14 protein-coding genes and 1 pseudogene are annotated in these 15,019 nt (G+C 38.7%); 8 read left to right on the forward strand and 7 right to left on the reverse strand.

Translation table 11 applies throughout. The features are described 5' to 3' along the window. Window position 1 precedes the first annotated feature (1 nt). Both PVK79_RS20925 and PVK79_RS20930 read right to left on the reverse strand, forming a co-directional pair. Complete coding sequence (locus PVK79_RS20925) at window positions 2-1,762, reverse strand: KAP family P-loop NTPase fold protein (RefSeq protein WP_024596196.1); 1,761 nt, start codon at window positions 1,760-1,762, stop codon at window positions 2-4. An 18-nt stretch (window positions 1,763-1,780) separates the two neighbouring features. Further along, entirely contained in the window at window positions 1,781-2,026 is a 246-nt protein-coding gene (locus PVK79_RS20930) for a helix-turn-helix domain-containing protein (RefSeq protein ID WP_016899212.1), read from the reverse strand. 509 nt (window positions 2,027-2,535) lie between these two features. Here PVK79_RS20930 and PVK79_RS20935 point away from each other — a divergent pair. From PVK79_RS20935 to PVK79_RS20955, 5 genes are all read left to right on the forward strand, one after another. Next, window positions 2,536-3,435 (forward strand): cation efflux transmembrane domain-containing protein, encoded by a 900-nt coding sequence (locus tag PVK79_RS20935; RefSeq protein WP_257324538.1) that lies wholly within the window; start codon window positions 2,536-2,538, stop codon window positions 3,433-3,435. Between the two features lie 8 nt (window positions 3,436-3,443). Beyond that, complete coding sequence (locus tag PVK79_RS20940) at window positions 3,444-3,815, forward strand: hypothetical protein (protein WP_016899211.1); 372 nt, start codon at window positions 3,444-3,446, stop codon at window positions 3,813-3,815. A gap of 72 nt (window positions 3,816-3,887) precedes the next feature. Next, window positions 3,888-5,180: a TolC family protein gene (locus PVK79_RS20945; RefSeq protein WP_033103104.1), complete on the forward strand. Its 1,293-nt coding sequence runs from the start codon at window positions 3,888-3,890 to the stop codon at window positions 5,178-5,180. Between the two features lie 70 nt (window positions 5,181-5,250). Beyond that, the gene (locus PVK79_RS20950) at window positions 5,251-6,147 is read left to right on the forward strand and encodes an efflux RND transporter periplasmic adaptor subunit (RefSeq protein WP_008109684.1); all 897 of its coding nucleotides are present in this window, start codon (window positions 5,251-5,253) and stop codon (window positions 6,145-6,147) included. Window positions 6,148-6,157: 10 nt separating this feature from the next. Then, complete coding sequence (locus PVK79_RS20955) at window positions 6,158-9,271, forward strand: efflux RND transporter permease subunit (protein WP_138627003.1); 3,114 nt, start codon at window positions 6,158-6,160, stop codon at window positions 9,269-9,271. A gap of 98 nt (window positions 9,272-9,369) precedes the next feature. On the opposite strand, the gene PVK79_RS20960 is transcribed toward PVK79_RS20955, so the two are convergent. Together PVK79_RS20960 and PVK79_RS20965 are read right to left on the reverse strand one after the other, a co-directional pair. After that, window positions 9,370-10,257, reverse strand: coding sequence for a cation diffusion facilitator family transporter (locus PVK79_RS20960; RefSeq protein ID WP_008464143.1), 888 nt, complete (start codon window positions 10,255-10,257; stop codon window positions 9,370-9,372). Beyond that, entirely contained in the window at window positions 10,244-10,975 is a 732-nt protein-coding gene (locus PVK79_RS20965) for a transglutaminase-like domain-containing protein (protein WP_008464145.1), read from the reverse strand. Before PVK79_RS20965 ends, PVK79_RS20960 begins: the two co-directional genes overlap by 14 nt. 79 nt (window positions 10,976-11,054) lie before the next feature. Here PVK79_RS20965 and cadR point away from each other — a divergent pair, with 79 nt between their 5' ends. After that, the gene (cadR, locus tag PVK79_RS20970; protein WP_008109677.1) at window positions 11,055-11,444 is read left to right on the forward strand and encodes a Cd(II)/Pb(II)-responsive transcriptional regulator; all 390 of its coding nucleotides are present in this window, start codon (window positions 11,055-11,057) and stop codon (window positions 11,442-11,444) included. A gap of 526 nt (window positions 11,445-11,970) precedes the next feature. Here the strand turns inward: cadR and PVK79_RS20975 are convergent. Next, a pseudogene (locus PVK79_RS20975) lies at window positions 11,971-12,333 on the reverse strand (recombinase family protein). 433 nt (window positions 12,334-12,766) lie between these two features. Between PVK79_RS20975 and PVK79_RS20980 the strand changes: the two are divergent. Further along, window positions 12,767-13,288, forward strand: a complete 522-nt coding sequence (locus PVK79_RS20980) for a DUF305 domain-containing protein (RefSeq protein ID WP_008109672.1) — start codon at window positions 12,767-12,769, stop codon at window positions 13,286-13,288. A 1-nt stretch (window position 13,289) separates the two neighbouring features. Continuing rightward, entirely contained in the window at window positions 13,290-14,021 is a 732-nt protein-coding gene (locus tag PVK79_RS20985; protein WP_008109669.1) for a MauE/DoxX family redox-associated membrane protein, read from the forward strand. 216 nt (window positions 14,022-14,237) lie between these two features. On the opposite strand, the gene PVK79_RS20990 is transcribed toward PVK79_RS20985, so the two are convergent. Both PVK79_RS20990 and PVK79_RS20995 read right to left on the reverse strand, forming a co-directional pair. Continuing rightward, entirely contained in the window at window positions 14,238-14,588 is a 351-nt protein-coding gene (locus tag PVK79_RS20990) for a hypothetical protein (RefSeq protein ID WP_004589646.1), read from the reverse strand. A 50-nt stretch (window positions 14,589-14,638) separates the two neighbouring features. Further along, window positions 14,639-15,010, reverse strand: coding sequence for a hypothetical protein (locus PVK79_RS20995; RefSeq protein ID WP_008467865.1), 372 nt, complete (start codon window positions 15,008-15,010; stop codon window positions 14,639-14,641). Window positions 15,011-15,019 lie beyond the last annotated feature (9 nt).

The following is a 15,019-nucleotide window of genomic DNA, read 5'->3' on the forward strand; positions in this document are numbered from 1 at the left end:
ATTACTTAGTTCCCTCTAGTTCTTTTAAAATTGGATTAAGCCATCTTTGGCGGGGCAAGCTTTTTAAAAATGTAAGAAGACTTAAGCTACATTTATCATCCTGCTTGGCAAGTAACACAGCCCCATAAATGCCTGTTGGTCTTTCGGTCCAATCACCAATCAACTTAAAGTTTTCAATCAAACCATCCATGACTGACATGTATTCTTCCTTCGGAGTTGTGGTAATCGCAGTAGAGTTAACGCCACTGACCCTTACCTTTTGCTTCATTAATTCTTCTACGAGTTTTTGAGCGGCTCCAGACATTACCGAATTAACAGCCCCCATTGGAATGCTTTCTCTGCTCAGATATGCCGCTGGTGTCAAATCCATTTCAGTGAACATGGGAGGTAATTTCGACCATTTATCAATAAAAGCTAGGTCGAGTTTCCACTCTTCAGGTAAATTAATTTCGTCAAATTCGACTTCTGAATTTTCAAGATCCGCTAATACTTTTGGATATCCGTTTTCCTTATCAATTAATTCATAAAGCTTGTTGGTAGCCTGAGTGCCTAAGCACCTCTCAAAAATTACCAGCTTAGTGATAGTTTTTTCATCAAGCTGCATTCCTCTGCGATGAGCGGTTTTCTTTCTCATCTTAACCTGATTGAGTAATCGCTTAACTATGCGAGGGTTGCCGTTAATGTTTGTGGATTCAGCTAATAGTGGAGCTAACTGTTCAGCAACCACAAATTTACTTCTGAGTTCGGAATGCTTTTCAATCTCGTGATCTTGAAGTAGCTCGTCAACGGTAATTTGTGGTTGTTTCCACGACAGCCTTAATGACTCTTCAAGGGCACATCTTATCGTTTCTAATTGCGCATCGGTAACGCCGTGATCTTGAGCAGTAAGCATCATTAAATATGCCCTTATCTCCAGAACGCCGGGTCTTGGTACATGCACAGGAATTTGAATAAGCTTGTCTAAATAATCAGTTTGATGTCGTTGAGATGCACCTTTGTGATACTCAGGCACTGCCAAGCGGATCATGTCCTCATCGGCGGCAATAACAAATGCAGTATTGGGTAAAAATAGAAATAACCTGATCGCCTCAAGGGTCGAAATAGCATTAAATGGAGAGCAGCGATCTAAATTATCGACATAGACAATAAGTGGCTTATCAAACTCCTTTAACAGATCAGAATATGCTTTTCGGAATTCTTTAATTTCTTTAGGAGGTGAAAATGATTTATTATCTTTGATCAAACCTTTGTTTTTCTTCGCGACATCCTTAGCGCCATCGACAGCACCTTTTACATCATCAACATCCAGTTCACCATCGTCACCACCACTGAATAGTCCCATGATCTTCTGTATACCACCCATAGTTGGTATACCAGCTAATGCTGCACCACCATCCATTAGCAATCCCATCAGTCTGATCTTATCTATTCGTCCAGCAAACTCTTTTGCTTTTGCACTGAGATTTTTATCGTCTGCTGCTTTTTTAACTAAAGTAGATGCAATTGTTTCTAGTAACGCCGCTTTAGCGTCATCATACCCTTGGAAAGTCCATGCATCGAAATGTACTTGGATATATTCTTGTTCATCACTTTCCAGAGAAGCCTTAGTAAGTTCAAGAATCGTCGATTTTCCAGCGCCCCAATCACCAAAAACGCCTATACTAATAGGCATTAACTCCTTTTCTGTTATAAGATCTTTTATTGACTCAGCCGTTTCATTAAAATTTAAGAAATCAATTTTTGATTCTTTATCAGACCACATAACGTCTCCTTTTATTTATTATTTCTTTTGTTCCATTCTTTCAATAATTCGGTGAACCGTGGGGCGGCTAACAGAATATTTCTTCGCTAATGCAGAGATCGATTCACCATTTAATTTATCTTTATATAATTCTTTCGCTTGTTTGTCTGATAAAGCAGGCAATCTGCCCATGTGTTTGCCTTTAGCTTTAGCCTCTTCACGACCTTCTGTGGTTCTGGCTTTTATAAGATCCCGCTCAAGTTGAGCGAATATGTGGCTACGCATAATGTTTGAGATTATTTCTCATCAAGCCAGATTGGGTGAGTACTAGGAAATCTTCGTCAGATTTGAGCCTGAAGCAGTCGTAAACGATGGTACAAAATTACTTCAGCTAAAATTCACTTTGATACGAAACCGGACATTAGGCTTAGCGTATCTCATGACAAGTGTTCCAACAATATAGTCGTTGCTCTTACTTTTAAATTTAAATCTTGTTTTAGATCCTCTGTACAATTAGTAACACACCAACGCGACTTTAATGTGGAATTAGGATCATCGGTTAATTTATTCTATCTAGATAGCTCTTCTATTTTTTATCTTTGATAAACATCGGTATAAAACGGGCAGTCCAAATAATGTTAGCAGTGTTTGCTGTCACTACCCCCCAACAATTATTTTCTTGGAATAGCTATTTGAGTTACTTCCCAATCTTTTCAAATTAAATAATTTTTTATTTGACTCTATAGCCACTATAGATTTTATACTTATTTTAATATTATTACGGAATGTTAAATATGTCAGAAAAATGTAGTGGTCAGTGTCAATCATCTTCTACCAATGAAGATGTAAAAATTGATACACAATTAGATAACTATAGTGGCGCGTTTGTCAGTACATTTAAAGTACCTCAAATGGACTGTCCTTCAGAAGAGAGATTGATTAGGTTAGCACTTGACTCAATTGAGCCTTCAGTTGGGTTGCAATTTGATATTCCTAGCCGTTTAGTCAAGGTTTTTCATGATGAAAATTTAGATGAGATAACAAAAAAATTACAACAACTCAATCTCGGTGCAGAGTTGGCATCAACTAAAGAAAGTTGCAGCACCGAAGCTGCAAAAGCAAAAGATCTAGCCCAAAAAAATGAGATGAAAGAAGCATCAACCCTAAAATGGTTGTTAGCCATTAATGGAGTCATGTTTTTTATAGAAGTAATTGCTGGGTTGATTGCACAGTCTGCTGGCCTAATTGCAGACTCATTAGATATGTTTGCTGATGCTGCTGTTTATGGTTTAGCTATATATGCTGTCGGTAAAAGCATAAGCATGAAACTTAGAGCGGCACATATATCTGGTGTGCTTCAAGTTATTCTAGCGCTAAGTGCTTTGAGCGAAGTCGTAAGACGCTTTGTTTACGGTAGTGAACCGATCTCTTCTTTAATGATGATATTTGGTGGAATAGCACTAATCGCTAACATTGCTTGTCTATTTTTAATATTTGGTAATAAAGAAGACGGCGCTCATATGAAAGCAAGCTGGATTTTTTCCGCAAATGACGTTATTGCAAATGTTGGGGTAATCTTAGCTGGCTTATTAGTTACAGTAACTAGCAGCCGTTATCCAGATTTAGTGATTGGTTTGATAATTGCTCTTGTCGTTTTAAACGGTGCTCGCCGCATCTTACAGCTAAAGTATTAAGCAGAGAAATGAAAATAATGCACTCATCGTATATCAAATCAAATATATCATACGTGATAATGATTTTAATCGCGGTGCAGTCTGTGTTTTTTTCGCTAGAAGAGCTTGAAATAAACTTAAGTGAAAGTTCTTTTAGTTCATCACTAACTAAGTCTATTACCCCGCTAAAAGCTCCAGAAGACTCCAATATGCTTGAGGTGAATAATAGCAACTCTTCAATTGATAATTGTAATTTTTGTTGCTGTTGTCACTTATTTTTAAATGCTGATTCTTCCTGTAACATTTTCCAAGCAATAGAATATTTCCTTACCTACGCCTTAGTTTCTCCTGAGCTAAAAGGCTATATCTCGGTGCCATTCCGCCCACCTAAATACGCCTAAATTTTATAGAAAATTATGAAAGGTCAAATGTTAATGACCGAAAAAAACATATAAATTTATAGGAAAGTATACATGGCACTTAATACCTGTGTGCATCGCAAGATAGCAATTTTGAGGTGTGTAACACCTCGGCTTAAATATATCGCGTTTCTCGCGTTGTCACTTTTTACATTTAATGTTTATGCCTTTGAAAAGCAGTTAAATCTTCAAGAGGCAATTCAGTGGACGCTTAAACAAAATCCAGAACTTAAAATATTTGATTTCAAACAAACCGCATTAACAGGACAAGAACAAACAGCAAGTTTAAATCCTGCTTATGAACTAGAAGTTGAAGCTGAGAACTTTGCAGGCTCAGGTGAATTTAATGCATTCGACAGTGCTGAATTAACAGTCGCTCTATCTTCGGTTATCGAAATGGGAGATAAACGCTCAGCGCGGATTGGACTTGTTTCAAAATCAAGAGCACTACTCAATGCTGAGAAAGAAGTCTCTGCGCTTAATTTAATGGCTCAAGTCACTGAGAAGTACGTGGAAGTACTTGCAGCCCAACAAAGAGTTATATTGGCAGAAAATGCTTTGAGCTTAGCACAAGAAACGTTAGAGATTGTATCTCAGCGTAACCGCGCAGGTGCTACTCCTGAGGCTGAAGTGAAACGCTCAAAAGCAGTTATTGCTCAGGCTAACCTCACCCTTCAATCTGAACAAAAGCGCTTGGAATATTTGAAGCTCTCATTAGCAGCCTACTGGGGGGAAAACTCTGTAACCTTCTCTGAAGTACAAGGGGATCTTTTTCAGTTTGGCAATGATAGTGACTTTAACAGCCTTTTTGCGAAGTTAGAGAAAAACCCTGCTATTCAAGTTTATGCAAGTGAGCAGCGACTAAAAGAGGCCGAATTACAGTTGGCTAAAACAGAGTCAACGGCCAATATCAAATGGTCTGTTGGTGTTAGGCGCTCTCAAGAAGCCAATGATACGGCACTGGTCGCTGGCTTTAGCTTACCTTTGTTTGCTGAAAAGCGAAATTCTGGTGCAATCGCTAGTGCGCTAGCAGAGCGTGACCAAGTTGCCATAGAGAAAGAGGCGACTAAGTTGAGGTTTAGAAATCACTTACTACGAGCATACTCCAATAGAAAACAAGCCATATTAACAGCTAATTCATTAAAGCAGTCGGTTATCCCAATGCTTGAAGATGCACTGGAAGATACTCAAGACGCCTATCAAAAAGGTCGATATGGATATCTTGATTATGTATCGGCTAGACAAGAGCTGTTAAATGCTCGGCGAACCCTCATTGATGCGGCATCTGCTGCCCTAATTTATGGCGCAGAGATAGAAAAACTAACAAACGAAGCGCTGTCACTCTAAATAAACATCACTTTAAGTTTAATAACAATTTATTGATTCAGTTATTAACTGAATCGTTTAGGAATTCAAAATGAAAAACTATTTACTCGCACTATTGATTTTTATTGGGTATCTATCACCCATTCAAAGTGTTATCGCTAGTGAAGATGAACATGAAGGCGAAGAAGGCATTAGCAAAATAAACAATAACATGGCAAAAAGGCTTGGTGTTGAAACAGCCTATTTAGCTTCAAAAACGTTGAACCAAACTATCCCTGTATACGGCGCTACGACGATAGGCGCTGAACAATTATTTCAAGTTGGCGCTAGATATAACGGCGTTATAAAGACAATAAACTCCACTGTTGGTGATAAGGTAAAAAAAGGAGATCTATTAGCCGTTATTGAATCTAATGAAAGCTTAAATACCTATAAAATAACATCCCCTGTTTCTGGGACTGTTTTACAGCGAAATGGAAATATTGGCGGTATCACGCAAAACACTAGCTTGTTTGAAATCGTCAATTTTGACACCTTGTGGGCTGAATTTAAGGTGTTTACCAGCCAATATAATCAAATCAAAGTCGGTCAACCTGTTGATATTGAGCATGGTGAACAGGCATTCAACTCAACCATCACCAATATAATTCCAGCTAAAGATCAGTCTTATGTTTTAGCACGTGTACGTTTAAATAACACTGAGCTAAACCTAACCTCAGGCCAATTATTAATGGGCAGCGTAAAGATAAACCGATTTGAGGTGGATTTAGCCGTCGAGAAAGTTGCGATACAAGAACTGGGAGGACAATTTGGTGTCTTTGTAAAAGAAGATGAAGAGTACGAGTTTGCGCCACTTGTGCTCGGACGTTCAGACAAAAACTATATCGAGGTCATTGATGGCCTCAGTAAAGACGCTGAATATGTAAACAAAAACAGTTATCTGATAAAAGCGGATATTTTGAAATCTGAAGTAGAAGACGACGATTAGGAGACGCAATATGATTGAATCAATTTTGCGTCTTGCAATAAATAGACGCTATTTAGTATTAAGTCTGCTGATGGTAATCATCGGCGTTGGCATGTGGAGTTATCAAAAACTTCCCATTGATGCTGTTCCAGATATAACAAACGTGCAGGTACAAATAAACACTTCTGCCCCCGGTTATTCACCTTTGGAAGCGGAACAAAGGGTGACCTTTCCTGTAGAAACCGCCTTAGCCGGATTGCCAAAGCTGTCTCACACCCGCTCCCTGTCAAGATATGGATTATCTCAAGTAACCGTTATCTTTGAAGAGGGAACCGATATTTATTTTGCTCGCAACTTAATCAATGCAAGATTAGCTGCGATAAAAGGCGTTATTCCCTCTGGCTTAGAGCCAGAAATGGGTCCTATTTCGACAGGGCTTGGCGAAATATTTATGTATACCGTACAAGCTTCTCCTGACGCTAAAATGCCTAATGGAGAGCCTTATACCGCTATTGCCTTAAGAGAAATACAAGACTGGATCATTAAACCGCAATTGGCTCAAGTTAAAGGCGTCATTGAGGTCAACAGTATCGGCGGCTACAACAAGCAATATCACATAACGCCTAAACCCGAAAAATTACTTTTTCATCAGGTAACCTTTGAAGAAATATCTGATGCATTACGTAAAAACAATGACAACCGTGGCGCAGGTTATATCGAACAAAACGGACAGCAAGTTTTAGTACGCTCCATTGGGCAACTAGCGACAATAGATGAGATCCTCAATGTCATCATCAAAAAGAACGATGGTATTCCTGTAAAAATAAGTGATGTTGCCAATGTTGCTATAGGCAAAGAACTTAGAACAGGGGCTGCTACTCGTAATGGCATTGAGACAGTGCTTGGTACAACCATGATGCTGATTGGTGAGAATTCTCGCACCGTTGCTTTAGAAGTGGAACATAAGCTCAGCGAAATACAAAAATCTCTGCCAAAGGGCATTACCGCAGAGCCTGTTTACGACAGAACAACGTTAGTAGATAAAGCGATTGCAACCGTTACCAAAAACCTCGTTGAAGGTGCGCTTTTAGTTATTGTTGTGTTATTTATTCTACTTGGAAATTTACGTGCAGCTCTCATTACCGCTGCTGTTATCCCTATTTCCATGTTAATGACAATCACAGGTATGGCGCAAGCAGGAGTATCTGCCAATTTAATGAGTCTCGGCGCATTGGACTTTGGCTTGATAGTGGACGGGGCTGTAATCATCGTTGAAAACTCTGTCCGTAGGTTAGCACAGGCCCAACACAACGGTCATAGGCAAGACTTAAGAGAACGCCTAAATACCGTTTTTGAAGCCACTTCAGAAGTGATACGTCCAAGCTTGTTTGGTGTGGCAATTATCACTGTTGTTTACATCCCCATTTTCACGCTAACTGGCGTTGAAGGGAAAATGTTCCACCCTATGGCGGCAACTGTCGTTATGGCGTTAATTTCCGCAATGATCCTTTCAGTTACACTGGTTCCTGCTGCTGTAGCTGTGTTTATGAAAGGTAAAATCAGCGAAAAAGAAAGTGTAGTTATTCGTTCAACCAAGTCTATTTATGAACCATTGTTAAAAATGGCGTTGAAATTTCGTTGGGTTATTGTTTCATTCTCAACGCTGTTAATGGGGTATAGCCTTTGGTTAGCAACAACGCTGGGTAGTGAATTTGTTCCACAGCTAAATGAAGGGGATATAACAGTCCAAGCGCTAAGAATACCTTCTACCGGCCTAGAGCAATCAGTAGAAATGCAAGAAGTACTTGAGCAACGTATTAAAGCGTTTCCTGAAGTTGATAAAGTATTCTCGCGCATCGGCACATCAGAAGTAGCAACTGATCCAATGCCACCGAGTATTGCTGATATCTTTGTTATTTTAAAACCACGTAAAGAATGGGCCGAACCTTCAAAGCCAAAGAGTGAATTAGTTGAAGAAATGGAAGAAGTACTGAAAAACATTCCGGGCAACAACTATGAATTCACTCAGCCTATTCAAATGCGTTTCAATGAATTGATTTCTGGCGTTAGAGCTGATGTCGGCATCAAAATATTTGGTGATGACTTAGATCGATTATTACTTACCGCAAAAGATATTCTAAATATTGTGAAAACCGTGGACGGTGCTGCTGATGCCCGAATGGAACAGGTCACAGGTGTTCCATCTTTATCAGTAATTCCTAAACGAGAAGCGCTTGGTCGATACGGTTTGAGCGTTTCAGAACTGCAAGACTGGGTTGCTACTGCAATTGGTGGAGAATCTGCGGGGATCATTTATGAAGGTGACAGACGGTTTGAGTTAGTTGTTCGCCTACCAGAGCAAACAAGAACAGATATCAATGGCTTGAAGCACCTGCCGCTTCCACTTGAGGGTGGTAACTATGTGCCACTTGAAGAAGTTGCAGAGCTTAAATCAGAGTCTTTACCTGCTCAAATTAGCCGTGAGAACGGAAAAAGAAGAGTTGTGGTTACCGTCAATGTTCGTGGCAGAGATTTAGGCGGCTTTGTAAAAGAAGTGAAAGCTAAAATTAATCAGGAAGGAGAAATCCCAGCAGGATACTGGCTTGATTATGGTGGAACGTTTGAACAACTAGAGTCAGCGAGTAAAAGATTAAGCTTAGTTGTGCCGATCACATTAGTTGTAATCTTAGGTATTTTGGTTATCGCATTTGGTTCATTAAAAGATGCATTAATCATTTTCAGTGGCGTGCCTTTAGCATTAACTGGGGGCGTATTTTCACTTTATTTAAGAGACATGCCCTTATCAATTTCGGCAGGTGTCGGCTTCATAGCATTGTCAGGTGTCGCCGTATTAAATGGCTTGGTTATGTTGGCTTTTATTCGAGATCTTTGGCATGAAAAAGGCGACCTTTACGTAGCGATCATTGAAGGTGCCATCATTCGTTTAAGACCTATTTTAATGACGGCACTGGTTGCTAGTTTAGGTTTTATTCCAATGGCGCTAAACACTGGAATTGGTGCAGAAGTACAACGACCACTAGCAACAGTCGTTATCGGCGGTATTGTATCTTCTACCATTTTAACTTTGTTTGTATTACCTGTTTTATATCAATGGGCGCATGGCTCTGAGAGTAACAAACAGTAATCTGACGAAATTTAAAGCCCAAAAAGCAGCTTAATTAATAGGTTATGCCTAATTAAGCTGCTTTTTATATTGTATGCCCAACATTTTATTGATAAAGCTTACTGCGCTTCATCCCGACAATTTTCATTTAAAAACTCAAACTCTATCGTTGTATGCGATAAATGATAGGAAGATAATTTAGCTGCAACTTCTTGTTTAAGCCTAATTAATTCTTTAACGTCAAAGTTGTCACTCAGCTCAAGGTGCGCTGTTAAAACGTGACTTTCACCATCTAGTGACCAAAAGTGCATGTGGTGGATACCATTAACTTCAGGAAATTCCATTAGTGATAGTTTAATACGCTTTTGAGTCTCTTTATCGGGTGCAGCTTGAAGAAATAAAACGAGTGTTGATTTCAGGTTTTTGAAAACATTAAACAAGATGAACAGCGTGAACCCTATTGATAAAAGGGGATCTAATATCGGCAGTTCAGCGAACAACAGTACGATAGAGACTATAAGAACGGCAACCCATCCAAGTACATCTTCAAGAAGGTGCCATGTCAGCACTTTCTCATTTAATGTTTCACCCGCTTTTAATTTTAATACCGCATATCCGTTAACGGCAACGCCGAGTATCGCTAGCCCTAACATCCCCTCGACTACAGGCATTTCAGGATTGGACAGCCTTGGAATTGCTTCAAATAAAATCCAAATTGAGCCAATGATTAAAACAATACTGTTTATCAATGCGCCAAAGAGAGTAAGTCTACGATAACCATAACTAAACTTATCTGATGCTTCTTTATCTGAAAAACGACTTAAAATCCACGCAAAACCTATTGAAAGACTATCACCAAGATCGTGAACTGCATCTGCCATTATCGCAGTACTGTTAGTGAGCCAACCACCTATAAATTCGATAATAGTAAATGTCACATTCAGAAAAAATGCCCAACCAATACGATCATCTTTAGAATGCTGATGACTGTGACTATGGTTGTGCATTTTGTACCTCCAGTGCTTTTGTATTTCTAATTTTTGATACATTCATATTAATCAAATGGCGAATCACACCTTGATACATCCAACGTTTTACTCCCGACAAATTAGTACCCTTTTCAAGATAAAACTCATCAGGGGAATCATAAAGCCCAAAGTCGTCATGAATACCTTCTTTTTGAATATAGGTATCTTGGCCGCACCAATTTGTGTTTGGTGAAGAGAAACACTTTGTTGCAACACCATAGACACAAAAGTCATCTTTTGCTTGGCTAAATTTCTGCTGTAGTGAGCTTAAGTATTGCTCATCCAATATAAAGCCCTCTAAGTTTATCCAGCGTCCATCGAAATAAACTTCTACCCAACTATGAATGATGTATTTAGGTGCTAACCAAAATACATAGCTAGGTATAGCCCCTTTTTGTAATTGCTGATCAATGGTAAAACCATGGAAACGACACTGGATACCTAGTCCACGCAATAGCGCCATTAACAGATTACCCTTAGTATTACATTGCCCATAACCATCTGCTAGTACATCGCTTGCTGCTATATCATCACTCTTGTTATAGCCAAACATTATTTCATCTTTCACAAATTGGTATGCTGCTCCAATTTTGTTGAAATCGTCTAAGCTTTGCCATCCTCGCTGATCGATCAGGGATTGGATATCTTTGTGTTCAAAATTAACGATATTCGTATTGTTTAAATATTTCTCGGTCATTTTTTATATATCCTTTTCGTTGCATACTTATACTACAGACTCTATAGTAACTATAGAATCAAATGTCTGGGGGAAATTGATGAAAATAGGCGAATTGTCTAAAAAATCGGGCTGTTCTATACAAACAATTAGATATTATGAAAGAGAAGGATTACTGTTAAATCCAAACCGTTCAGAAGGTAATTTCAGGCTGTATGATAGTAAAGCACTTAAACAATTGGAGTTCGTAAAACATTGTCGCAGCCTAGATATATCACTCAATGATATTAAACGTCTTATCGAATTAAAAAATAAGCCAGAAGAAAGCTGCTCTAGCGTTAATGCATTAATTGATCAGCAACTTGCACTAGTGAATAAACGCATGAAAGAATTAAGGGCGCTTAAAGCTGAATTACAACAGATGGCTAGTGCTTGTGGTTCGAACAATACTATTGAAGCATGCGGGATCATTAAGTCACTAGATAGTTAACTCTGTTAGAGGCATACGGGCAGAATATAGAACATTAATCGACTACTGCATGTCCTAAATGTGGACAGATAAAAACGGAAGAAATGCTGACAAATTCATGTCAGCGGTATCACAAGTATGAGTCACACAAGGTTTTGCCAAACTATTGAATGGTGACTGGTGTGTTTACTTCTCATATGGAACAGCAAAATTCCGCCAATTCTAGAACGACAAAATTAGTTGCAGCCGTTAATGCACTAGAGTGTTTAAATTGAAGTTTATTATTGACTCTTCAACGTCTGCTTTACACTCTGAATTTTCGTTAATAACTCAAAAGCTAACTTCCGCTTTTGGCTAAGTGAAGTCATAAGGTATTCATTGATGCTAATGTCCGCAATGTCGGAGGAGCTGCCGTTAGCAAATAGCATCAAATTATCGTAATATAACTGATTGAGTCTCAGATATTATGATTAAAAAATCATACTTTCATAAAAAGAGAGATTGGCGGCATCCCTTTAAAACCTTTCAGTCTAAAATGAGATCAATCTCAATCATTATGCACAGTCACAAATACTCCACATAGGTTGATCATGGCAGTGGCAAACGGATTATCATTTTTGGTATTGAGAGAGCCGTCGATAATATTCAAACAAGCACCTTTCTTATGGATGCTTTCAATTGCCTCAAGAATAGATTTTAACGACCGTCCCAAACGGTCGAGGCGAGTAACAATAACTTCATCACCTTCCCTGATAAAGTCGATGAGTTCCTAAAGCTTTTCTTCATTTCGAATCGAAGCACCAGACTGTTTGCCTTGGAATATTTTTTCACAGCCCTGAGCGTCCAACTTGGACAGTTGAACATTTAAATCTTGTTCTTTAGTTGAAACTCTTGCAAAACCAACTTTCATATATACGAAACCTGTAACTTTCGCACACCTTAACAATTAAATGAACGAAAGTATATTAAATAAATTTCGTACATGAACGTAATAAAAAATAGAAATTCGTACACTACGGATAGAAAATGAATGACAATTCTAACTATAAAGTGACTTAATTATTTCACACGCTTCACTTGTACACGAGCTTGCCATTTGTTGAAGCTCAGCTTGTAGTGCTTTGAGTTCTCCCATTAGATTGTTAACTAAAGCCAATTTAGCCTGTGTCTATCATAAGTTCAAAACTTAAACTTTAGATATAAGCTGAAATTGAGTCAATCGTATTACAAATACTCTTATTGATACTGGCTCATTACTTGCACTTTTTCGAGAACATGACCACATGTAGAGAATAATAGGCTAACAGTGGGAAATATTTACACTATCAATGTAAGGATTACTTATGAAATACTCAAGATTTGCTGCAATGATCATCACCTCAACCATTGCTATGTTTGTCATGATGTATCTCAACACTTACGCAGTATCACATATATGGTTTAGTGAAACGCGTATCTATATGGCGTTGTATATGGGAGCAGGTATGGCAATGATCATGCTGGCCTTTATGCTTGGCATGTACAGTAACAAGAAGCTCAACATGGCTATTTTTCTATTGGCGACAATACTGTTTGCCATATGTCTTTATCTTGTTCGCTCTCAAAGCACAATTTCTGACACTGCTTACATGAAAGCGATGATTCCTCATCACTCCATTGCTATTCTTACTAGTGAGCATTCAACTTTGGAGGATGTACGCGTGCGTGAATTGGCAAATGGTATTATTAAAGCCCAACGAAAAGAAATAAAAGAAATGGAATGGCTGATTAAAGATATTTCTGAAAATGGAAAGGTCAGCTCACAAGCTCAGGCTGAGCAACGACCGCTCCCAAAGTTTGAAGGCACACTGAACAAAGGAGACTAAGATGACTAAGACAGCTACCCTGTACAGAATGGTCACTGACGAACATATCTGCCCCTATGGTTTAAGGTCGAAAGATTTGCTGGAGAGGCAAGGGTATGATGTAGAAGATCATAAGCTCACGTCAAGACAACAAGCTGATGACTTCAAAGCTAAGCATGATGTCAAAACTACGCCACAAACCTTTATTGAAGGAAAGCGTGTCGGAGGATACGATGACTTAAGAGAGTATTTTGGTAAAGATGAAGCAGGTCAAACTGGCACAACCTACACGCCCGTTGTAGCCATTTTCTCGATAGCTGCACTTCTTGCTGTCGCATCTCAACATTTTGCTTCCGGCTCATTTATCTCCATCAGAACACTGATGCTATTTATAGCTTTTTCAATGACGCTCTTAGCGGTGCAAAAACTGAAAGACCTATACAGTTTCACAAATTCGTTTATTACTTATGATTTACTAGCGATGAGATGGATAAGATATGGTTATATTTATCCCTTCATTGAAGCATATGCAGGTATTGGTATGGTTGCCCAACTACAGCCTCTCGCAGTGGCACCATTTTCATTGTTTATCGGCACAGTTGGAGCAATTTCAGTTTTCAAAGCCGTTTACATCGACAAACGCCAGTTAAAGTGTGCCTGTGTAGGCGGCGATAGCAGTGTGCCACTTGGATTTGTATCGCTATCTGAAAACTTATTTATGATCGCGGGAGCATTGATTATGCTGCTGATGTAAAGGTATAGCTCTATTCGGCGGCCCCTTAACTGTTAAGATTAGACCTAGGATGCCAGCCCACACCTTTCTAATTCATATGTAACATTTTTTCTGTCGTACTGGCATCAAGATAACCAGAACTGAGCAAACAATCTCAAAGGTTGTACAAAATAACACTAAAGTTTTTTCATTAAGTTTTATTGTTATGCTCTTGTGGTGGCTTTCGCCACCACTTTATTAGTTTTCAAGTTCCACCATATCTTTCGCTGCAATGTCACCAGACACTAGCTTTACAGTTGCGAAATGATCATTCACAATTTTAGTAATTTGTACCGTTCCTACCTTTTCGATAGTGTAGGGATCTTCACCTTCACTCAATACTATTCTTTCATGGAATCTAATAACACTGTATTTTTGCCCAACCTCTGCGCCATGCTTAGCACCAATACAGATTAGAGTTCGATTATCAGAACTTTCTACTACCTGACCTCTCATCATGTATTTATGATAAAAAGTGGTATTGGAACAACCCACTAAATATAAACCGAATGTAAGCAATAAAAGAGCTTTTATATAGGGTGTTTTCATCACTGTTACCTCATTTGACTAACTAATTATCTATACACTTTTTTATGAATTCATTTGTTTTTCCGGCCAGCCCCCGAAGGTGCTTGATGACAACTCCAAGGCTTATGAACAGAGTTATCTTTGATGTTCTGATCAACAAATTTATAGTAACTTTCTTTAGTATGTGTCCACCAATCATCATGAACATCTGCGCCATACTTACGGATTACCTCCTCAATCCCATCAAGGCTTACGTTTGCGGCATCATAGGCAAGGTGTATTTCACCTTCTTTGATGTTGTAACTAACTTCATCTATACCAAAAAGCTGATCTATTTCTTTTACTAACTCGTCACAGCTTTCTTCTGTGACATTGCTAAGCTTTAGGTTTCGAACAACTAAATTTTGCTCTTTAACGCCAACTCTATGATTTAAATCGCTCATAATTTTTCT

It is taken from the genome of Pseudoalteromonas rhizosphaerae, from assembly GCF_028885455.1.
In the GTDB taxonomy this organism is placed as follows: Bacteria; Pseudomonadota; Gammaproteobacteria; order Enterobacterales; family Alteromonadaceae; genus Pseudoalteromonas; species Pseudoalteromonas rhizosphaerae.